The sequence below is a fragment of the Streptomyces sp. NPDC097981 genome (genome assembly GCF_040302565.1).
Taxonomy (GTDB): domain Bacteria; phylum Actinomycetota; class Actinomycetes; order Streptomycetales; family Streptomycetaceae; genus Streptomyces.
This window is the reverse complement of the sequence record NZ_JBEORW010000003.1, coordinates 1-19206: the sequence shown is the minus strand read 5'-3', so window position 1 is coordinate 19206 and position 19206 is coordinate 1. Positions and strand designations below refer to the sequence as shown.

Genomic DNA, 19206 nt, shown 5'->3' with positions numbered 1-19206 from the left:
CGGAGGACTGATGGCGCCGTCCGTGACGGACCCCGGTACGGCGCCGAAGCCGGCCCTGCGGCGGAGTCTCGGATTCCGGGACCTGGTCGTGTACGGGCTCCTCTTCATCGCCCCCATGGCCCCGGTCGGGGTCTTCGGCACCCTGGACGCGAAATCGCACGGCGCCGTCGCCCTCGTCTACCTCTTCGCGACCGTCGCGATGGCCTTCACGGCCTTCTCGTACGCCCAGATGGCCAGGTGGCCCCGCAGGCCGGCTCGGTCTTCACGTACGCCCGCAAGGGGCTCGGCGAGGGCGCCGGGCTGATCGCCGGCTGGATGGCGATGCTCGACTACCTGCTGATCCCGGCGGTCGCCTACCTCTTCTGCGGGATCGCGATGAACGCGCTGGTCCCGGAGGTCTCCCGGTGGGCGTGGACGGCGCTGGCCGTGCTGGTGGCCACCGCCCTCAACCTGTGGGGCGTACGGGCGGCCGCGCGCGTGGGCTTCGCCGTGCTGGCCCTGGAGATCGCGGTGCTGCTGGTGTTCGTGTCCGCCGCGGTGACGGTGCTGGTCCGGGACGGGGCGCAGCGCGGCTGGCTCTCCCCGCTGACCGGGGACGGCTCCGCGGGCTTCTCCCTTGCGGCAGTCCTGGGCGCGGTGTCGGTGGCGGTCCTCTCGTACCTCGGCTTCGACGCGATCGCCTCCTTCGCGGAGGAGGTGACGGGAGGCTCGGTGCGGGTGGCGCGCGCGGTGCTGTTCTGTCTGGCGCTGGCCGGGGCGCTGTTCTTCGTGCAGAGCTACCTGGCGGCGCTGCTGATGCCGGTGTCCTCGGCGGAACTGGCGGCCGATCCGGCGCAGCAGGGCCCGGCGTTCTACAACGCGGTGGAGTCCTCGGCCGGCTCCTGGCTGCACGACCTGGTCGCGGTCAGCAAGGCGGTCGGGGCGGCCTTCGCGGCGCTGGCCGGGCAGGCGGCGGCGGGTCGGCTGGTGTTCGCGATGGCCCGGGAGCGGCGGCTGCCGGGGGCTCTCGCGCGTACCTCGGACGGGGCCCCGCGGGCGGCCCTGCTGGTGGCGGCGGCGATCACGCTGGCCGCGGCGGTGTGGGCGGCCCGCCGCGACGACGGGCTCGGCCAGCTGGTGTCGGTGGTGGACGTGGGGGCGCTGGTGGCGTTCACGCTGCTGCACGCCTCGGTGGTCGGCTGGTTCGTGGTGAAGCGGGGGGCGGGCGCACCGGTCTGGTGGAAGCACCTGGTGATCCCGGCGCTGGGCGCGTTGGTGACCGTCACGGTGATCGTCGAGGCGGCCTGGACGGCGCAGCTGGTGGGGGCGGTGTGGCTGGCGGTGGGCCTGCTGGTGCTCGCCGCCCAGCGCGGCCACCGCCGGACGACCGCGGACCGGGACGCCTGACAGCCCCGCCGGGCTGCCCGGCCGCCCGGCGGCACCCCCGCGGGGGCCGCACGCAGGCCCCGGCCGCCCCGGCGCGGGGCCGTGCAGCGGGCCGGACGGGGGAGTCGGCCGGTCGCGGTGGCGGCGCCGGCACCCCGGCGGCGCGGTGACGGGCCGGGGTGCCGGACGGCGACACCATCGGCGGAGCCTGAGACGCTGTCAGCGCGGGCGGTTAGCCTGCATACATGGGTCTGAATACGTCGGCTGACGCGCCGCTGCCGGTCGGCCAGGTGTCCCGGCTCATCGGGGGCTGGATCGACAGGCTCGGCCAGGTGTGGGTGGAGGGGCAGATCACGCAGCTCTCGCGGCGGCCGGGGGCGGGGGTGGTCTTCCTGACGCTGCGCGATCCCTCGCACGACATCTCCGTCAGCGTGACCTGCTTCCGCCAGGTCTTCGACGAGGTCGCGGACGTGGTCTCGGAGGGCGCGCGGGTCGTCGTCCTGGCGAAGCCGGAGTGGTACGCCCCGCGCGGGCAGCTGTCCCTGCGGGTCACCGAGATACGGCCCGTCGGCATCGGGGAGCTGCTGGCGCGCCTGGAGAAACTCAAGCGGTCGCTGGCCTCCGAGGGCCTGTTCGCGCTGGACCGCAAGAAGCCGCTGCCCTTTCTGCCGCAGCTGATCGGGCTGGTGGTCGGGCGGGCCTCGGCGGCCGAGCGCGACGTGCTGGAGAACGCCCGTCGCCGCTGGCCGGCGGTCCGCTTCGAGGTGCGCAACGTCGCCGTCCAGGGGGTGCACGCGGTGCCCCAGGTGATCCGGGCGGTCAAGGAGCTCGACGCCCTGGACGAGGTCGACGTGATTATCGTGGCGCGCGGCGGCGGCAGCGTGGAGGACCTGCTGCCGTTCTCCGACGAGGAGGTCGTACGGACGGTCGCGGCCGCCCGTACGCCGGTGGTCTCGGCGATCGGCCACGAGCCGGACTCCCCGCTGCTGGACCTCGTCGCGGACCTGCGGGCCTCCACGCCCACCGACGCGGCGAAGAAGGTGGTCCCGGACGTCGGCGAGGAGCTGGAGCGGGTACGCCAGCTCCAGGGCCGGGGGCTGCGGGCGGTGCGCGGGCTGCTCGACCGGGAGGAGCGGGGGCTCGCGCACGCCCTCGCCCGGCCGGTCTTCGTCCATCCGCAGCGGATGGTGGAGACGCGGGAAGCCGAGCTGGAGGCCCTGCTGGGACGCACCCGGCGGACCCTGGGCCACTTGCTGGACCGGGCGGATTCGGAGCTCGCGCACACCCTGGCCCGGGTGGTGGCGCTGTCCCCGGCGGCGACGCTGGAGCGCGGGTACGCCGTGCTCCAGCGGGCGGACGGGCACGTGGTGCGCTCGCCGGAGGACGTCTCGGCGGACGAGGTGCTGCGCGCACGGGTGGCGGAGGGCGAGTTCTCCGTGCGGGTCGCGGGGCACGGCGGCCGGCAGCCCGCCGAGTGAGCCGCGCACCCGCGACATATTCGATGCACTGAACACACAAGGTGGGACGGGAATGACGGAAACCGATACCTCGTTGGGGTACGAGCAGGCCCGGGACGAACTCATCGAGGTCGTCCGCAAGCTGGAGGCCGGCGGCACCTCCCTGGAGGACTCCCTCGCACTCTGGGAGCGCGGCGAAGAACTCGCGAAGGTCTGCCGGCACTGGCTGGAAGGTGCCCGCGCCCGGCTCGACTCGGCACTGGCGGCCCGCGAAGCGGAGGCCGGTGGCGGGGGCGGGGCCGGGGGCGGGGGCGGGGGTGACGAGCGGGACGCCTGAGGCGGACCCAAACGTGATCCGGGTCACCCCGGCGGGGATTTAGTTGAAAGTTCTACAACTTTCGGCCTAGAGTCTGGGCATCGCTTCACCTCCGTAGGAAGAAGGCTTTCCGATGTCTCTCGTTCTTGACTCCGCCGCCCAGGACCTGCTGTTCCGCGAGGCCCGCACCGCCAACTCGTTCTCCGACGAGCCGGTGACCGAGGAGCAGGTCCAGGCGATCTACGACCTGGTCAAGTACGGCCCCACCGCCTTCAATTCGACCCCGCTGCGCATCACCCTGGTCCGCTCCCCCGAGGCCCGCGAGCGCCTCGTGAAGCACATGGCCGAGGGCAACCAGGCCAAGACCGCCTCCGCACCGCTCGTCGCGATCCTCTCCGCGGACAACGAGTTCCACGAGGAGCTCCCGGCCCTGCTGCCGCACTTCCCGCAGGCCAAGGACGCCTTCTTCAGCGAGCGCCCGGTCCGCGAGCAGGCCGCGCTGATGAACGCCGCCCTGCAGGCCGCGTACTTCATCGTCGGCATCCGCGCCGCCGGCCTGGCCGCGGGCCCGATGGGCGGCCTGGACTTCGCCGGCGTCCAGAAGGAGTTCCTGGACGGCGACCACACCCCGCTGATGGTCGTCAACATCGGCAAGCCGGGCGAGGACGCGTGGTTCCCGCGCGGCCCGCGCCTGAGCTTCGACGAGGTCATCACCACCGTCTGAGTCGCGACGGCTACGCAGAAGGCCGCTCCCCCGGGATTCCGGGGGAGCGGCCTTTCCGCATGCCGTACGAGATGCACGCGGTGCACACCGCATGCCGCGTGCCGGTGCTCCCGGCGTCCGGCTACCGGGCGCCCTGCTTGAACTCCAGCGCCGCCGCCATCCTGCCGAGGCCCTCGAAGGAGGCCGTGCCGGTCACCACCGTGGTGTAACCCTGCTCGTGCCGGACGAGGGCGTCGTACTTGTCGCCCTCCCAGCGCTCCCAGACCAGATCGCCGACCTGCTGCGTCTGCCCGGTGGCCTTCGCCTGCCGGGTGACGCTCGCCAGGTGCTTGGCCGAGGCGTCGCCGGCCTGCTCGATCGCGACGTACTGCCCCTTCGGGTCCAGGAAGCCCAGGTGCCAGGCGTTCGCGGCCGTGCGGTCGAACGTCACCGAGGTCGCACGCCACTCCGCGGGAAGCCCGACGGGCGCGGCCACCGGGTACGGTGCCGCGCGCCGGGCGGTGATCGTCTCCACCCGGTAGTCGACCACGTGTGTCGGATCGGCCTTCTCGTCATGTGGGACGAAGATGTAGATCACCGCGACGACGACACCGATCACCGCCAGCGACCGGACCATGTCCCAGACCGTCTGCTTGCCCTTCATACCTGCCACGCCACCATCGTCCCCCATGGCCGGGAGCGATCTCCGCCGGGGTCGGCGCGCCGTCCGCACCGGCCCGCAAGATGTCCGCTCAGGCCAATCGCCTGACCGGTATTCCGCTCATACGTGACCCGGTCTGCTCAATTTGTCGATGTACCGATAGAGTTCCAGCACCCTCACTTCCCGGCCGTCGCCGTACAGAAAGGTGCGCTCCGATGACCGAGCACAACCTGCCGCCCCAGCTTGAGGTCTCTCCCGAGGCCCCTGACCGCAACCTGGCCCTGGAGCTCGTCCGGGTGACCGAGGCCGCCGCCATGGCCGCGGGCCGGTGGGTCGGGCGCGGCGACAAGCTCGGCGCCGACGGCGCCGCGGTCAACGCGATGCGGACCCTGATCTCCACCGTCTCGATGAACGGCGTCGTCGTCATCGGCGAGGGCGAGAAGGACGAAGCGCCGATGCTCTTCAACGGCGAGCGGGTCGGCGACGGCACCGGCGCCGAGGTCGACATCGCCGTCGACCCGATCGACGGCACCACCCTGAACGCCAAGGGCATGCCGAACGCCATCGCGGTGCTCGCCGCCGCCGACCGCGGCACCATGTTCGACCCGTCCGCGGTCTTCTACATGGAGAAGCTGGTCACCGGCCCCGAGGCCGCCGACTTCGTCGACATCAACGCACCCGTCTCGGTGAACATCCGCCGCGTCGCCAAGGCCAAGAACATGGCCGTCGAAGACGTCACCGTGATCATCCTGGACCGCCCCCGCCACGAGGGCATCGTCAAGGAGATCCGCGAGACCGGCGCCCGGATCAAGTTCATCTCGGACGGCGACGTCGCGGGTTCGGTCATGGCCGTGCGCGAGGGCACCGGCGTGGACCTGCTCCTGGGCATCGGCGGCACCCCCGAGGGCATCATCTCGGCCTGCGCCATCAAGTGCCTCGGCGGCACGATCCAGGGCAAGCTGTGGCCGAAGGACGACGCCGAGCGCCAGAAGGCCCTCGACGCGGGCCACGACCTGGACCGGGTCCTGCACACCAACGACCTGGTGTCCGGCGAGAACGTCTTCTTCGTCGCCACCGGCATCACGGACGGCGAGCTGCTGCGCGGCGTCCACTACCGCTCGGAGACCGCGACCACGTCCTCACTGGTCATGCGCTCGAAGTCGGGCACGATCCGGCAGATCGACTCGACCCACCGCCTGTCGAAGCTGCGCGCGTACAGCGCGATCGACTTCGACCGCGCGAAGTAGGACCGGGCCGGCCGGCAGCCGGCACGGCGAGAGGGGCGTCACCGCGTTCGGCGGTGGCGCCCCTCTCGCCGTGCGTACGGGCTTCAGCCCGCGGCGGCTATCGGCCCGGCTCCCGAGGCCTGGCGCAGTTCCGCCGCCCGGCGCCTGCGCCGGGCCAGCACCACGCGGCGCTCGGCCGCGGTGAGCCCGCCCCAGACCCCGTACGGCTCGGGCTGGAGCAGGGCGTGCTCGCGGCACGCGACCATCACGGGGCAGCGCGCACAGACGCGCTTGGCGGCCTCTTCCCGGGAGAGCCTGGCCGCCGTCGGCTCCTTGGAGGGGGCGAAGAACAGCCCCGCCTCGTCCCGGCGGCACACCGCCTCCGCATGCCATGGGCCGTCCTCTTCCCTCGCCGGCACCCGCGGCTTCGGCACGGCGGCCGGACGCGCCTGAAGGCTCTGTACGGCGGCTACCTGCAGGGACTGATGCGGCGGATGCTGCACGGTCTACTCCTGACGACGTATACGCAAGCGAGAGACGATGCACCTGTCCCTACCCGCTGTACGCGCCCCTATGCACTGCGTGGGGCAAGCGCGCCGCCCGGCGGAACTTCGACCGAAACGCGACGCCGCCGCGTGCCGCCGCGCGCCGCCGCCCGCGCCCTCACACGTCCGGCGGCGTCCAGTCGGAGCGCCGGCCCAGGAAGGCGAGCAGCCAGGCGGCCGGGTCGGCGACGGGATCGGGGGCGGGCACGAGCGCCGGACCGTAGGCGAAGCCGCGCAGGGGCTCCGCGAGCGCTTCCGCCGCCGGCCGCAGGGCCGCGGCGAGAGCGGGGGTCAGCGGGGAGGGCCGCCCCGTGGCGACGGCGATGTCCCAGGCGTGGACGGCGGCGTCGAGGGCGGCCGCGCCGACCGCGGTCTCGGCGGGGACGGTGAAGGGGGGCAGCGGTACGGTGACCTCCGCCGTGCCGGGCGCGACGCCGGCGAAGGCCTCGGCCGCGGCGTCGAGGGCGGGGGGCAGCAGCTCCGCGGGGGCGGCGGCCAGGATGGCGGTGGGCGCGAAGGGGTCCTCGGCGGGGCCCGGACCGCCGGTGAGGCGGGCGGCGTAGGCGAGCTGGTCGCCGGCCGCGTGCTGGAGCACCTGGCCGACGTTCCACCGGTCGCACGGCGTCGGGCGGTCCCAGCCGTCGGCCGGCACTGCGTCGACGGCGGAGCGCAGTGCCTCGTGTGCGTGATCGAGCAGGTCCCACTTGGATGCGGTCATGGGCCGATCCTATGGACGGTTCGCCGCCAAGTCGGCTGAAATTCCAGGCTGTTGCTGCGGGCACACCCTGCCGGGCGGGGCCGGAACCGGCGAATGGGCCCGCGGGGCCTGCCGGACCTATCCCTCCTGGCGCTTGCGCAGCTTGAGGGCCAGGTCCACCAGGCGGGCGCCGAGCCTGGGCCGGGCCTCGATGTTGCCCAGCAGCGAGAAGCCCCGGACGATCACGACGGGCGCGTTCGGGTCGGTGGTCTCGGCGCGGCCCTCGCCGTGCACCTCGAAGTTGCCGAGGACCCCGCTGCCGTAGCCGCGGAGCGTCACGTTCTCCGGGACCAGGATCTCGACGTTCCCCAGCACGCTCGTCACGTTGATCTCGGTGACCTGCTGCTCGAAGACGGCCTCGGTGAGGTCGATGGAGACGTCCCCCAGGACGGAGACCACGCGGGTGTGCGCTCCCGGCCGCCAGCGGCCCTTGCGGGCGGCGGAGCTGCACACGGCGACCACGGTCTCCGGGGCCGCGCCCGGACCGGCAGGGGCCGGAGCCGCCGGTGCCTGCGGGTACGCGGGCGCCGTGGGGACGCCGCCGGGCCCGGGGAGGTCCCGTACGAGCACCTCCAGCTCCCCGACGGTCTTCACGGCGTACAGCGAGTCCAGGCGATCGGAGTGCTCGTCGGCGGTGAGCCGGCCCTCGGCGAGGGCGTCGGACAGGATCTGCGCGATCCGGTCACGGTCGGCGTCGGAGGCCCGCAACGCGGAAGGGGCGGCTCCGGGGGCGGCGGCAGGCTTCTTTTCCAGGTCCACGTCAGACAGCATAGCGAAACGCGATAGATCGCGATAGCCGTCAGTGAGCCTTACCTCACAGCCACAGCCCGCGGGAGAGGTCCTACGCTGGTCGGGCGCTGCCAATTGGTCGTCAGCGCTGTCTGCCGAGTGAGGAATGACTGCCGTCATGCCAGAGTTTGCGTACACCGACCTGCTGCCCCTGGGCGAGGACACCACCCCCTACCGGCTGGTGACCTCGGAGGGCGTCTCGACCTTCGAGGCCGACGGCCGTACGTTCCTCAAGGTCGAGCCGGAGGCGCTGCGCAAGCTCGCCGAAGAGGCCATCCACGACATCCAGCACTTCCTGCGCCCCGCGCACCTCGCACAGCTGCGCCGGATCATCGACGACCCCGAGGCCTCGTCGAACGACAAGTTCGTCGCGCTCGACCTCCTCAAGAACGCGAACATCGCGGCGGCCGGCGTCCTGCCGATGTGCCAGGACACGGGTACGGCGATCGTGATGGGCAAGCGCGGCCAGAACGTCCTCACCGAGGGCGGGGACGAGGCGGCCCTCTCGCGCGGCATCTACGACGCGTACACCAGGCTGAACCTGCGCTACTCGCAGATGGCCCCGATCACCATGTGGGAGGAGAAGAACACCGGCTCGAACCTGCCCGCGCAGATCGAGCTCTACGCGACCGACGGCGGCGCGTACAAGTTCCTCTTCATGGCCAAGGGCGGCGGCTCGGCCAACAAGTCCTTCCTGTACCAGGAGACCAAGGCGGTCCTCAACGAGGCCTCCATGATGAAGTTCCTGGAGGAGAAGATCCGTTCGCTCGGTACGGCGGCCTGCCCGCCCTACCACCTGGCGATCGTGGTCGGCGGCACCTCCGCCGAGCACGCGCTGAAGACGGCGAAGTACGCCTCCGCCCACTACCTGGACGAGCTGCCGCGCGAGGGCTCCCCGCTGGGCCACGGCTTCCGCGACGAGGCCCTCGAACAGCAGGTCTTCGAGCTGACCCAGAAGATCGGCATCGGCGCGCAGTTCGGCGGCAAGTACTTCTGCCACGACGTCCGCGTCGTCCGCCTCCCCCGCCACGGCGCGTCGCTGCCGGTGGCCATCGCCGTGTCCTGCTCGGCGGACCGCCAGGCCACCGCGAAGATCACCGCCGAGGGCGTCTTCCTGGAGCAGCTGGAGACGGACCCGGCCCGCTTCCTCCCGGACACCACCGATGAGCACCTCAGCACGTCCTCGGACGTGGTCTCCATCGACCTGAACCAGCCGATGGACGACATCCTGGCCACCCTGACCAAGCACCCGGTGAAGACCCGCCTGTCCCTGACGGGCCCGCTGGTCGTGGCGCGCGACATCGCGCACGCCAAGATCAAGGAGCTGCTGGACTCGGGCGCGGAGATGCCGCAGTACCTGAAGGACCACCCGGTCTACTACGCCGGCCCGGCGAAGACCCCCGAGGGCTACGCCTCGGGCTCCTTCGGCCCGACCACGGCCGGCCGCATGGACTCGTACGTCGAGCAGTTCCAGGCGGCGGGCGGCTCCAAGGTCATGCTGGCCAAGGGCAACCGCTCGCAGCAGGTGACGGACGCGTGCGGCACGCACGGCGGCTTCTACCTCGGCTCGATCGGCGGCCCGGCGGCACGCCTGGCCCAGGACTGCATCAAGAAGGTCGAGGTCCTGGAGTACGAGGAGCTCGGCATGGAGGCGGTCTGGAAGATCGAGGTCGAGGACTTCCCGGCGTTCATCGTCGTGGACGACAAGGGCAACGACTTCTTCCAGAACCCGGCCCCGGAGCCGACGTTCACGCACATCCCGGTCCGCGGCCCGGGCCTGGCGTAACGCCCCGGCCTGACCGGTCCGGCCGCTTCGGGCCCCGGGGGTGGTCACCCCCGGGGCCCGCCGTGCATCCCGCGCAGCAGCTCGGCCTCGACCGGGGTCGCGGGCAGGCCGTGTGCGCGTGCCTCGCGCAGTTGCGGGACCGTGAGGGCGTACAGCTCGCGGACGGCCTGCAGGGGAAGGCCGTCCGGGCCGCCGACGGCGAGGTGGACCGTGCCCTGCGCCCTGAGGATCCGCTCGCGGATCCACGGCGGCGGCGGGCCCCAGCCGCCGCCGGACGACTCGTACGCGCGCCCCTCGGCGGTGCAGTACGACGACTCGTACCAGCGCAGCCGGCCGTCGATGATGCGCTGCCATACCTGGTGCCGGCAGGACTCGCACGGTTCGCAATGCAATGTCACGGAGAATTCGGCCATCCGTGGATGATGCGGTGCCGGAGGCTCCACCGCATCCGGATAACGTCGGTTCCATGACACAGCTGCTCCCCACCGCCCGCGACGTGCGGGTCATCGCCCACCGCGGGGCCTCCCACGAGCACCCCGAGCACACCCTCGCCGCCTACCGGCAGGCCATCGCCGACGGCGCCGACGCGCTGGAGTGCGACGTACGGCTGAGCGCCGACGGGCGGCTCGTGTGCGTGCACGACCGACGGGTCGAGCGGACCTCCGACGGGCGCGGGGTCGTCTCCGCCATGACGTACGAGGAGCTGGCCGCGCTCGACTTCGGCGGGTGGAAGGGCGAGGAGCACCGCGGGGCGCAGGTGCTGCTCTTCGAGGACCTGCTCAAGGAGGCGCTGGCCGCCGACCGGCCCGTCGGGCTGGCCGTGGAGACCAAGCACCCCACCCGTGCCGGCGGCCGGCTGGAGGCCGAGCTCGTACGGGTCCTGAAGGACCACGGGCTCGCCGACGGCTCGGACGGCCGTGTCGAGGTGATGAGCTTCTCCCGCAATGCCCTGATCCGGCTGCACCGGCTGGCTCCCGGCCTGCCGGCGGTGTACCTGATCGAGCGGGCCCTGCGGCCGCTGCGCCCGCCGTTCGCGGGACACGCCGGCCCGGGTATCGACCTCGTCCGCAAGGATCCGGGGCTGGTGGGGCGGCTGAGGGCCAAGGGGCTGCGCGTGCGGGTCTGGACGGTCGACGAGCCCGAGGACGTGGAGCTGTGCGTCCGCCTCGGCGTGGACACGTTGATCACCAACCGTCCCCGGGAGGTACGGGAGTACCTGAGCGGCCTGTGAGCGCCGCGCGTGGAGACACCCGGCCGGGTGCACCGGCCGGGTGTGGGGGGTTCGGGCGGAGCCGGCGGATCTGGCGGATCCGGCGGATCGGGGCGGGGTTACCCGCTGTGCCTTCTACACGAAGTGCTGGTTCGCCGAGCCGTTGCAGGTCTGCAGGCGCAGCTGGTCGTGGGCGGCGGCCACGGTCAGGCACATGCCCGGGGCGGCCGCGGGCCGGAGGGTGGCGCCGTCGCGGACCCAGCTCTGGTTCGCGCCGCCGTGGCAGTTCCAGAGGATCAGGCCGGTGCCGGCGCCGTAGTTGGCGCCCGGGGCGTCCAGACAGCGGTCGTGGGTGAGCTCGATGTGGAGGGACTTCTTCGCGGAGTCGTACCACCAGCCCTGGTTGCGGCCGCCGTGGCAGTCCCAGCCGATGACCTTGGTGTCATTGGCGCTGGAACCGCCGTTGGAGTCGAGGCAGTTGCCGGTCGCCTCGTTCTTGAGCGGCCTGTACAGGTCGTCCCAGGCCCCGGCCTGCAGGACGGGCGTGCCGGTGCTCGCCGGGTCGGCGCAGGAGCCCTCGCGCAGGCCGGAGTCGTAGAGCTGGGTCAGGCAGGACGCGAACGCGCCGTGGCCGCGGTCGTTGGGGTGGAAGGACTGCCGGGCCGTGTTCTCGTCCCACGGGAAGTGGTCCCCGAGGTCCAGGTAGAGGCCGCGGGCCCAGGTGTCCTCCATGCAGACCTCGTGGCCCTGGAAGAGCCGCGAGTTGTCCAGGTACGTCGCGCCCGAGGCGAGGGCCGCCGCGCGCATGCCCTTCTCGAAGGCGGGCACCGCGTAGTTGCGGCCCCAGGCGGCGTCGGAGTCGTAGCCGGCACAGCCTCCGGGGAGCTTGCCGGGGAAGTTCGGGTTGTCGTAGAAGTCGGGGCCGATGGGGCTGGGGTAGCCCATCACGACGAGCTTGTAGTCGGAGTCGGCGTAGCCCGCGTCGCGCATGACCGTCCTGAGGTCGGCGACGGTGGACTCGACCTTGGGCTTCAGGCCGTCGACGCGCGCCTGCCAGCCCGGTCCGTACTTGGGCTCGCAGGTGCCCTGGCTGAGCACCCAGCGGGTCACGCAGTCGGTCATGACCGGGCCGAACTGGAGGTCGTCGTTGGCGCCGGCGACGAGCAGCACCAGCTTGATCTTCGTGTTGCGGGCCTTGATGGCGAGGTTGTCGCTCTGCACCAGCTCGTCGGCGTACTGCTTGCTGCCGCCTATCCGGATGTTGCCGGTGTAGGCGCCGGAACAGGCCACGTTGAAGGTCAGGTCGGCCGGGATTCCGGTGCGGTGGATCGCCGTGTCGGGCGAGCGGTGGCACTGGTTGGCGGAGGTGTTCGTCGCGGGGTCGTAGTTGCCGACGCCCTCGCCCGAGATCTCGCTGTCGCCGAGCGAGATCAGCCCGGTCTTGCGTTCGTTCAGGGGCCGGACGGCCGGGTCGCCGTAGATCTTGACGGCCTCCGCTGCGCGGATGGCCTCCAGCTCGGGCGACAGGGGGGTGACGGCCACGGCGGGCGCAGCGGGCGCAGCGACCGTGGCGGCCGTGGCCGCGTGGGCCATGGGGGTGATGCCGGTGACGCCCCCGAGGGCGGCCGCGACCGCCGCGGCGGCGGCGAAGGTAGATCTGAGCCCGGGCTTCGTACGTACACGTGTCATGACGCCTCCCCGACGTTGGTGTTACCCCCGGTATTTACTGGCCGGTAGTGGAGTTGGGAACACTTCGAACAAGACGATTGCTCAACTTTTTGAGGAGGCGACGAAGATGACGAATGATCAGCAGGCCCACGGAGAAGCAGGCCCGTACCGGATCGAGCACGACTCGATGGGCGAGGTGCAGGTGCCCGCGCACGCCAAATGGCGCGCCCAGACACAGCGCGCGGTGGAGAACTTCCCCGTCTCCGGGCAGCGGTTGGAGCGCGCCCACATCGAGGCGCTCGCCCTGGTCAAGGCCGCGGCCGCCACGGTGAACGCGAAGCTGGGGGTGGTCGACGAGGACATCGCCGGCGCGATCCGGTCCGCGGCGGCCGAGGTGGCCGCGGGCCGCTGGGACGAGCACTTCCCGGTGGACGTGTTCCAGACCGGGTCCGGGACCTCGTCCAACATGAACACCAACGAGGTGATCGCCACCCTGGCCGGCGAGCGGCTCGGCCGCGAGGTCCACCCCAACGACCACGTCAACGCCTCGCAGAGCTCCAACGACGTGTTCCCGTCCTCCATCCACATCGCCGCGACCGCCGCCGTCACCCGTGAGCTGATCCCGGCCCTGGAACACCTCGCCACCGCCCTGGAGCGCAAGGCCGACGAGTTCGCCGGGGTGGTCAAGGCGGGCCGGACGCACCTGATGGACGCCACCCCCGTGACCCTGGGCCAGGAGTTCGGCGGGTACGCCGCCCAGGTGCGCTACGGCGTCGAGCGGCTGTGGGCGGCCCTGCCCCGGCTCGCCGAGCTGCCGCTGGGCGGGACCGCGGTGGGCACCGGGATCAACACCCCGCCCGGGTTCTCCGCCGCCGTGATCGCCGAGGTGGCCGCGGCGACCGGGCTGCCGCTGACCGAGGCCCGCAACCACTTCGAGGCCCAGGGGGCGCGGGATGCGCTGGTGGAGACCTCGGGGATGCTCCGTACGATCGCCGTCTCGCTGACCAAGATCTCCAACGATCTGCGCTGGATGGCCTCGGGACCGCGCACGGGATTGGCCGAAATCAATCTCCCCGATCTCCAGCCCGGCTCCTCGATCATGCCCGGGAAGGTCAATCCGGTCGTCCCGGAAGCCGTGCTCATGGTGGCCGCTCAGGTGACCGGGAACGACACGACGGTCGCCGTGGCGGGCGCGGCCGGCAACTTCGAGCTCAATGTGATGCTCCCGGTGATGGCGAAGAACCTGCTGGAATCGATCCGCCTGCTCGGCAGCGCGAGCCGTCTGCTGGCCGACCGCACCGTCGACGGGATCACCGCCAACGAGGCGCGGGCCAGGGAGTTCGCCGAGTCCTCCCCCTCCGTGGTGACCCCGCTGAACCGGTACATCGGCTACGAGGAGGCGGCCAAGGTCGCCAAGAGGTCCCTCGCCGAGCGGAAGACGATCAGGGAGGTCGTGCTGGAGTCCGGCTACGTCGACCGCGGCGCCCTGACCCTGGACCAGCTGGACGAGGCCCTCGACGTCCTGCGGATGACCCGGCCCTGAAAACGTTTCCGGACTGGGGGTCCCCCCTTACGAAGTCAAGGGGGAGGGCCGGATTCGGTCGTTTCCCGTCCCCGCGCACCTCCGTGACCTGCACCGCAGCGGGCGCAGGGGCCCCAGCCCTAAGATCTGCGCATGACAGGTACCGGAGGCCGCGGGGGCGGCGACGCGCAGGGGACCCGCTGGCGGCCCGGGGAGCAGGTCCTCTGGCGCTACCGCGACCACGCCCCGGGCCTGAAGGGCGCGGTCCACATCTGCCGCCCGGTGACCGTGGTGCAGGACACCGACGAACTGCTGGCGGTGTGGATGGCCCCCGGCACCGAGTGCGTCAAGCCGGTGCTGGCCGACGGCACCCCCGTCCACGAGGAGCCGCTCGCCACCCGGTACACCGCGCCGCGCACCACCGTACGGTCGCGCTGGTTCGGCGCCGGCGTGCTGAAGCTGGCCCGCCCGGCGGACCCGTGGTCGGTGTGGCTGTTCTGGGAGCACGGCTGGCGGTTCAAGAGCTGGTACGTGAACCTCGAAGAGCCGCGGACCCGGTGGTCCGGCGGGGTCGACTCCGTGGACCACTTCCTGGACATCTCCGTCTACCCGGACCGTACGTGGAAGTGGCGGGACGAGGACGAGTTCGCGCAGGCCCAGCGGTCCGGCCTGATGGACGCCGAACAGGCGCTCCGGGTACAGGACGCGGGGCGGGCCGCGGTGGACGTGATCAAGGCGTGGGGGGCTCCGTTCCGCGACGGCTGGCAGGACTGGCGGCCGGATCCCGCCTGGAGAGTTCCGGCCCTGCCCGAGGACTGGGACCGCACTCCGGCGCATATGACCTCATGAGACCCTTGATGCGCCCCCGGGGTTCAAACGTAAGATCTCCCTCCGCAGGTCGCGCGCGGGAGGAGTGCTCAACCGCACATCCGTAAATGTCGTGCCGTACGCGGGACTTGACCGGAGGTCAACGCAGAGCGAGAGGTAACGAGCGGGACGCGGAACCGCGGGGCGATGGTGTCCCCGCCGCTGAGCGGGTATACCGCGACTGACCGAGTTGAGTGCAGCGCACATCGAGCGCGAACGGACGGAATTCCACGCGTGACGGAGTACCCCACCTCGCAGGAGGGCCCGCAGCCTGGCGCGGCCGCCGCGACACCGGCCCCGGGCGGCCCCGGCATGCCTGCCTCCTCCGGCGGCCCAGCGGACGAGCTGGGCCACGGCAAGGCCCCCGTCCCCGCGGCCGAGGCCGTACGCGGTTCGGCCGCGCCCGGCGACGACCCCGTCCGCGCGCACGCGGAGGCCGCGGGCCCCGGCTCGGACGTCCCGCGCCCGCGCGGCGAGGGTGTCCCCGCCCCACAGGACGGCCCGGCCCGCCCGGCCCGCGGCCGTACGCGCGGCACCGCGGCCCAGGGCGCGGCCGGCCGCCGGGGCCGCGACGGCGAGGCGGCCCGCAATGCCGCGCGCGACGCGGCGGCGGGCGGTTCCCGGCGGCGCGACGGGGAAGCGGCGCGCAACGCCGCACACACGGCGGCCGCCCACGACGAGGACCCGGCGGCCGGGCAGGACCGGCAGGCGGCCGGGATACCGGGCGGCTCCCGCCCGCGCGGCCCGGAGGGCGGCCTTCCCGCGGCCCGCACCCGCGCGTCCGGGGCGGACGCCGCTGCCGCCGGACAGGCTGCGGCCGGCGAGGACACGGACGCCGGGCCGGCGTACGCAGCAGAGGCCGCTGCCGCGGCGGCCGGCGCTCCGGCCCCGGACGGCGGGGTGGCCCGCCGCGAGGGGGACCGGCTGCGCTTCGTCGGGGCCGCCACCCGGCGGATCGCCCGCGGCATCGACCTCGACGAGATCGTGCTCGGACTGTGCCGGGCCACCGTGCCGACCTTCTCGGACGCCATCCTCGTCTACCTGCGGGATCCCCTGCCGGTGGGCGACGAGCGTCCCGTCGGCCCGGTCGTTTTAAGGCTGCGCCGCACCGACCGGCTCCGGCCCATCGACGATCTGACCGGAGCGGAGGGCGCCGGGGCCGCGGGGGCCGCCGGCGAGCTCGACTTCAGCCAGCTGCCGATGGTCGGCCCGCAGGGTGACCTGCCCGCGGCGGAGCTGTGCGAGATCCGTACCGGCGGGGCGCTCGCCGAGGTGCTGCGCGGCGTACGCCCGGTGTTCGGGTCCGCCGACGGGGCCAAGGAAGCGCTCGCGGAGCTGCTCGGCTCGGAGCACCCCGTACCGCGCGGCCAGCGGGCCATCCTCGCGCCGCTGCGCGGCCGCCGCCGCGTCATCGGCTCCGCGGTGTTCCTGCGCAGCCCCGAGCGGCCCGCGTTCGAGCAGAACGACCTGCTGGTCGCCGCCCAGCTGGCCACGCACACCGCGCTCGGCATCGACAAGGCGGTCCTGTACGGCCGCGAGGCGTACATCGCCGACGAGCTCCAGCGCACCATGCTGCCCGACGGCCTGCCCCAGCCCACCGGGGTCAGGCTGGCCTCGCGGTATCTGCCCGCCGCCGAGACGGCCCGGGTCGGCGGCGACTGGTACGACGCCATACCGCTGCCGGGCAGCCGCGTCGCGCTCGTCGTCGGCGACGTCATGGGCCACTCCATGACCTCCGCCGCGATCATGGGCCAGCTCCGCACCACCGCCCAGACCCTGGCGCAGCTGGACCTGCCGCCCGCCGAGGTCCTGCACCACCTGGACGAGCAGGCCCAGCGCCTCGGCTCCGACCGGATGGCCACCTGCCTGTACGCGGTCTACGACCCCGTCTCGCACCGGATCACCATCGCCAACGCCGGCCACCCGCCGCCCGTGCTCCTGCACCTGGGCGGCCGCGCCGAGGTGCTCCGCGTGCCCCCGGGCGCCCCGATCGGCGTCGGCGGCGTGGACTTCGAGGCCGTGGAGCTGGACGCCCCGGCCGGGGCCACCCTGCTGCTGTACACCGACGGCCTGGTGGAGTCCCGGCTGCGCGACGTGTGGACCGGCATCGAGCAGCTCCGCGAGCGGCTCGCCACCACGGCCCAGCTGACCGGCCTGGACCACCCGCCGCCGCTGGAGGCGCTCTGCGACGACGTCCTGGACATGCTCGGTCCGGGCGACCGGGATGACGACATCGCGCTGCTCGCGGCCCGTTTCGACGGGATCGCGCCCAGCGACGTGGCGTACTGGTTCCTGGACCCGGAGGAGACCGCCCCGGGCCGGGCCCGCCGGTTCGCCCGCCGCGCGCTGTCCCGCTGGGGCCTGGAGGAGCTCCAGGACTCGCTGGAGCTGCTGGTCAGCGAGGTGGTCACCAATGCCGTCCGGTACGCCGAGAGGCCGGTGACCCTGCGCCTGCTGCGGACCGACGTGCTGCGCTGCGAGGTCGGCGACGACTCCCCGCAGCTGCCGCGCCAGCGCCGGGCCCGGGAGACCGACGAGGGCGGCCGCGGGCTGTTCCTGGTCAACCGGATGGCCCGCCGCTGGGGCGCCACCCGGCTGAGCAGCGGAAAGGTGGTCTGGTTCGAGCTCCCGTTGCCGGGGGCGCATGACCGGCGTTGACTGGGTGGGCGCGGGGACGAGCAAGCGGGGGGCGAGGAAAGCCGACCCACCCCGCGGGAGGACGCTCGTGACCCAGGACGCGCGGAAGACCCCGTACACGACGAACAACGCCGGGGTCCCGGTGGAGAGTGACGAGCACTCGCTCACCGTCGGCCCCGACGGCCCGGTCCTGCTCCAGGACCACTACCTGATCGAGAAGATGGCCCAGTTCAACCGGGAACGGGTGCCCGAGCGGGTGGTGCACGCCAAGGGCTCGGGCGCCTACGGCGTCTTCCGGGTCACCAACGACGTCAGCCAGTTCACCCGGGCCGACCTGTTCCAGCCGGGCCGCCGGACCGGGATGCTGGCCCGCTTCTCGACGGTCGCGGGAGAGCAGGGCTCCCCCGACACCTGGCGCGACCCGCGCGGCTTCGCCCTGAAGTTCTATACGGACCACGGCAATTACGACCTCGTCGGCAACAACACGCCGGTCTTCTTCGTGCGCGACCCGAGCAAGTTCCAGGACTTCATCCGCTCGCAGAAGCGCCGCCCCGACAGCGGGCTGCGCGACCACGACATGCAATGGGACTTCTGGACCCTCTCCCCCGAGTCCGCGCACATGGTGGCGTGGCTGATGGGCGACCGGGGCATCCCGAGGTCGTACCGGCACATGAACGGCTACGGCTCGCACACCTATCTGTGGGTCAACGGCGGCGGCGAGAAGTTCTGGGTGAAGTACCACCTGAAGACCGACCAGGGCGTCGAGTTCCTCACCCAGGACGAAGCCGACCGGATCGCGGGCGAGGACCCGGACAGCCACCGCCGCGACCTGTACGAGTCGATCGCGCGCGGCGAGCCGCCGAGCTGGACGATGTACGTCCAGGTCATGCCGTTCGAGGACGCCCCGGACTACCGGTTCAACCCGTTCGACCTGACCAAGGTGTGGCCGCACGGCGACCACCCGCTGATCGAGGTCGGCCGGATGACCCTGGACCGGAACCCGGAGGACTGGTTCATCCACGTCGAGCAGGCCGCCTTCGAGCCCTCCAGCCTGGTCCCCGGCATCGGCCCGTCGCCGGACAGGATGCTGCTGGGCCGGCTCTTCTCGTACCCGGACGCGCACCGCTACCGGATCGGGGCGAACTACGCCCAGCTCCCACCGAACCGGTCCCGCTCGCCGGTCTCCTCGTACGCGAAGGACGGCGCGATGCGCTTCGAGGCATCGGCGACGGCGCGCCCGTACGCCCCGAACTCGTACGGCGGCCCGGCGGCCGGAGGCGGGCGCTTCGGCGGGCCGGCGGGGTGGGCCGCGGCGGGCGAGATGGTGCGGGAGGCGTACTCCCTGCGCGGCGAGGACGACGACTGGGGCCAGCCCGGCACGCTGGTCCGGCGGGTGCTGGACGACCCGGCTCGCGACCGCCTCGTGGCGAACGTGAGCGGGCACTTGAAGGACGGGGTGAGCGCCCCGGTCCTGGAGCGCGCCTTCCGGTACTGGCGCAGCATCGACGGGGCGCTCGGCGACCGGATCGCCGCGGCGGTCCGGGACGGCTGAGGCCCCGCGGGCCCGGGAGCCCGGGAGCCCGGGAGCCCGGATACGCCGCCGGGCCGCCGGCCCCGTGCCTGCGGGGGGGGGGAGGCGGGGGGGGGCGGGAACGGGACGGCGGGGGGGTGGTCGGGGGGCGCGCGGTGGTGGGCGG

The 19206-nt window shown here is 72.8% G+C and carries 16 protein-coding genes and 1 pseudogene; 11 read left to right on the top strand and 6 right to left on the bottom strand.

The annotated features are described in order from the left end of the window. Window positions 1-10: 10 nt before the first annotated feature. The 4 genes and pseudogenes from ABTY04_RS03390 to ABTY04_RS03375 all read left to right on the top strand — a co-directional run bounded on the left by ABTY04_RS03390 (window position 11) and on the right by ABTY04_RS03375 (window position 3862). Window positions 11-1386, top strand: a pseudogene (locus ABTY04_RS03390) (APC family permease). Between the two features lie 224 nt (window positions 1387-1610). Then, the gene (gene xseA / locus ABTY04_RS03385) at window positions 1611-2843 is read left to right on the top strand and encodes an exodeoxyribonuclease VII large subunit (protein ID WP_352211614.1); all 1233 of its coding nucleotides are present in this window, start codon (window positions 1611-1613) and stop codon (window positions 2841-2843) included. 52 nt (window positions 2844-2895) lie between these two features. Further along, a complete protein-coding gene (locus ABTY04_RS03380; protein WP_352211613.1) occupies window positions 2896-3159 on the top strand; it encodes an exodeoxyribonuclease VII small subunit in 264 nt (87 codons plus the stop codon). Between the two features lie 112 nt (window positions 3160-3271). After that, window positions 3272-3862: a malonic semialdehyde reductase gene (locus ABTY04_RS03375; protein ID WP_352211612.1), complete on the top strand. Its 591-nt coding sequence runs from the start codon at window positions 3272-3274 to the stop codon at window positions 3860-3862. A 121-nt stretch (window positions 3863-3983) separates the two neighbouring features. Here ABTY04_RS03375 and ABTY04_RS03370 read toward each other — a convergent pair whose 3' ends face one another. Beyond that, complete coding sequence (locus tag ABTY04_RS03370; RefSeq protein WP_352211865.1) at window positions 3984-4505, bottom strand: DUF4245 domain-containing protein; 522 nt, start codon at window positions 4503-4505, stop codon at window positions 3984-3986. A gap of 212 nt (window positions 4506-4717) precedes the next feature. Between ABTY04_RS03370 and glpX the strand changes: the two genes are divergently transcribed. Further along, window positions 4718-5749, top strand: coding sequence for a class II fructose-bisphosphatase (gene glpX / locus ABTY04_RS03365; RefSeq protein WP_352211611.1), 1032 nt, complete (start codon window positions 4718-4720; stop codon window positions 5747-5749). 83 nt (window positions 5750-5832) lie between these two features. On the opposite strand, the gene ABTY04_RS03360 is transcribed toward glpX, so the two are convergent. The 3 genes from ABTY04_RS03360 to ABTY04_RS03350 all read right to left on the bottom strand — a co-directional run bounded on the left by ABTY04_RS03360 (window position 5833) and on the right by ABTY04_RS03350 (window position 7789). Further along, on the bottom strand, window positions 5833-6231 hold the full coding sequence (locus ABTY04_RS03360) for a WhiB family transcriptional regulator (RefSeq protein WP_502996545.1): 399 nt from the start codon (window positions 6229-6231) through the stop codon (window positions 5833-5835). A gap of 160 nt (window positions 6232-6391) precedes the next feature. Then, a complete protein-coding gene (locus ABTY04_RS03355; RefSeq protein ID WP_352211610.1) occupies window positions 6392-6991 on the bottom strand; it encodes a TIGR03086 family metal-binding protein in 600 nt (199 codons plus the stop codon). Between the two features lie 117 nt (window positions 6992-7108). Then, window positions 7109-7789: a DUF1707 SHOCT-like domain-containing protein gene (locus ABTY04_RS03350; protein ID WP_352211609.1), complete on the bottom strand. Its 681-nt coding sequence runs from the start codon at window positions 7787-7789 to the stop codon at window positions 7109-7111. Window positions 7790-7937: 148 nt separating this feature from the next. Here ABTY04_RS03350 and ABTY04_RS03345 point away from each other — a divergent pair, with 148 nt between their 5' ends. Then, the gene (locus ABTY04_RS03345) at window positions 7938-9605 is read left to right on the top strand and encodes a fumarate hydratase (protein WP_352211608.1); all 1668 of its coding nucleotides are present in this window, start codon (window positions 7938-7940) and stop codon (window positions 9603-9605) included. Between the two features lie 44 nt (window positions 9606-9649). Here ABTY04_RS03345 and ABTY04_RS03340 read toward each other — a convergent pair whose 3' ends face one another. After that, window positions 9650-10018, bottom strand: a complete 369-nt coding sequence (locus ABTY04_RS03340) for a hypothetical protein (RefSeq protein WP_352211607.1) — start codon at window positions 10016-10018, stop codon at window positions 9650-9652. Window positions 10019-10071: 53 nt separating this feature from the next. Here ABTY04_RS03340 and ABTY04_RS03335 point away from each other — a divergent pair, with 53 nt between their 5' ends. Beyond that, entirely contained in the window at window positions 10072-10836 is a 765-nt protein-coding gene (locus ABTY04_RS03335) for a glycerophosphodiester phosphodiesterase (RefSeq protein ID WP_352211606.1), read from the top strand. 114 nt (window positions 10837-10950) lie between these two features. Here the strand turns inward: ABTY04_RS03335 and ABTY04_RS03330 are convergent, their stop codons facing one another. Then, window positions 10951-12504 carry a ricin-type beta-trefoil lectin domain protein gene (locus tag ABTY04_RS03330; RefSeq protein ID WP_352211605.1) on the bottom strand — a complete coding sequence of 518 codons (1554 nt, stop codon included), beginning with the start codon at window positions 12502-12504 and terminating at the stop codon, window positions 10951-10953. Between the two features lie 106 nt (window positions 12505-12610). Here ABTY04_RS03330 and ABTY04_RS03325 point away from each other — a divergent pair, with 106 nt between their 5' ends. From ABTY04_RS03325 to ABTY04_RS03310, 4 genes are all read left to right on the top strand, one after another. Then, window positions 12611-14026: a class II fumarate hydratase gene (locus tag ABTY04_RS03325; protein WP_352211604.1), complete on the top strand. Its 1416-nt coding sequence runs from the start codon at window positions 12611-12613 to the stop codon at window positions 14024-14026. A gap of 132 nt (window positions 14027-14158) precedes the next feature. Continuing rightward, the gene (gene fomD / locus ABTY04_RS03320) at window positions 14159-14854 is read left to right on the top strand and encodes a cytidylyl-2-hydroxypropylphosphonate hydrolase (protein WP_352211603.1); all 696 of its coding nucleotides are present in this window, start codon (window positions 14159-14161) and stop codon (window positions 14852-14854) included. Between the two features lie 252 nt (window positions 14855-15106). Beyond that, the gene (locus ABTY04_RS03315; RefSeq protein WP_352211602.1) at window positions 15107-17530 is read left to right on the top strand and encodes a SpoIIE family protein phosphatase; all 2424 of its coding nucleotides are present in this window, start codon (window positions 15107-15109) and stop codon (window positions 17528-17530) included. Window positions 17531-17597: 67 nt separating this feature from the next. Beyond that, on the top strand, window positions 17598-19061 hold the full coding sequence (locus tag ABTY04_RS03310; RefSeq protein WP_352211601.1) for a catalase: 1464 nt from the start codon (window positions 17598-17600) through the stop codon (window positions 19059-19061). The last annotated feature ends 145 nt before the right edge of the window (window positions 19062-19206 follow it).

What these genes read in the sequence shown, in the direction of transcription:
- xseA (WP_352211614.1), top strand. Translation starts at nt 1,611, where the DNA reads ATGGGTCTGAATACGTCGGCTGACGCGCCGCTGCCGGTCGGCCAGGTG.
- ABTY04_RS03380 (WP_352211613.1), top strand. Translation starts at nt 2,896, where the DNA reads ATGACGGAAACCGATACCTCGTTGGGGTACGAGCAGGCCCGGGACGAA.
- ABTY04_RS03375 (WP_352211612.1), top strand. Translation starts at nt 3,272, where the DNA reads ATGTCTCTCGTTCTTGACTCCGCCGCCCAGGACCTGCTGTTCCGCGAG.
- ABTY04_RS03370 (WP_352211865.1), bottom strand. Translation starts at nt 4,505, where the DNA reads ATGAAGGGCAAGCAGACGGTCTGGGACATGGTCCGGTCGCTGGCGGTG.
- glpX (WP_352211611.1), top strand. Translation starts at nt 4,718, where the DNA reads ATGACCGAGCACAACCTGCCGCCCCAGCTTGAGGTCTCTCCCGAGGCC.
- ABTY04_RS03355 (WP_352211610.1), bottom strand. Translation starts at nt 6,991, where the DNA reads ATGACCGCATCCAAGTGGGACCTGCTCGATCACGCACACGAGGCACTG.
- ABTY04_RS03345 (WP_352211608.1), top strand. Translation starts at nt 7,938, where the DNA reads ATGCCAGAGTTTGCGTACACCGACCTGCTGCCCCTGGGCGAGGACACC.
- ABTY04_RS03340 (WP_352211607.1), bottom strand. Translation starts at nt 10,018, where the DNA reads ATGGCCGAATTCTCCGTGACATTGCATTGCGAACCGTGCGAGTCCTGC.
- ABTY04_RS03335 (WP_352211606.1), top strand. Translation starts at nt 10,072, where the DNA reads ATGACACAGCTGCTCCCCACCGCCCGCGACGTGCGGGTCATCGCCCAC.
- ABTY04_RS03330 (WP_352211605.1), bottom strand. Translation starts at nt 12,504, where the DNA reads ATGACACGTGTACGTACGAAGCCCGGGCTCAGATCTACCTTCGCCGCC.
- ABTY04_RS03325 (WP_352211604.1), top strand. Translation starts at nt 12,611, where the DNA reads ATGACGAATGATCAGCAGGCCCACGGAGAAGCAGGCCCGTACCGGATC.
- fomD (WP_352211603.1), top strand. Translation starts at nt 14,159, where the DNA reads ATGACAGGTACCGGAGGCCGCGGGGGCGGCGACGCGCAGGGGACCCGC.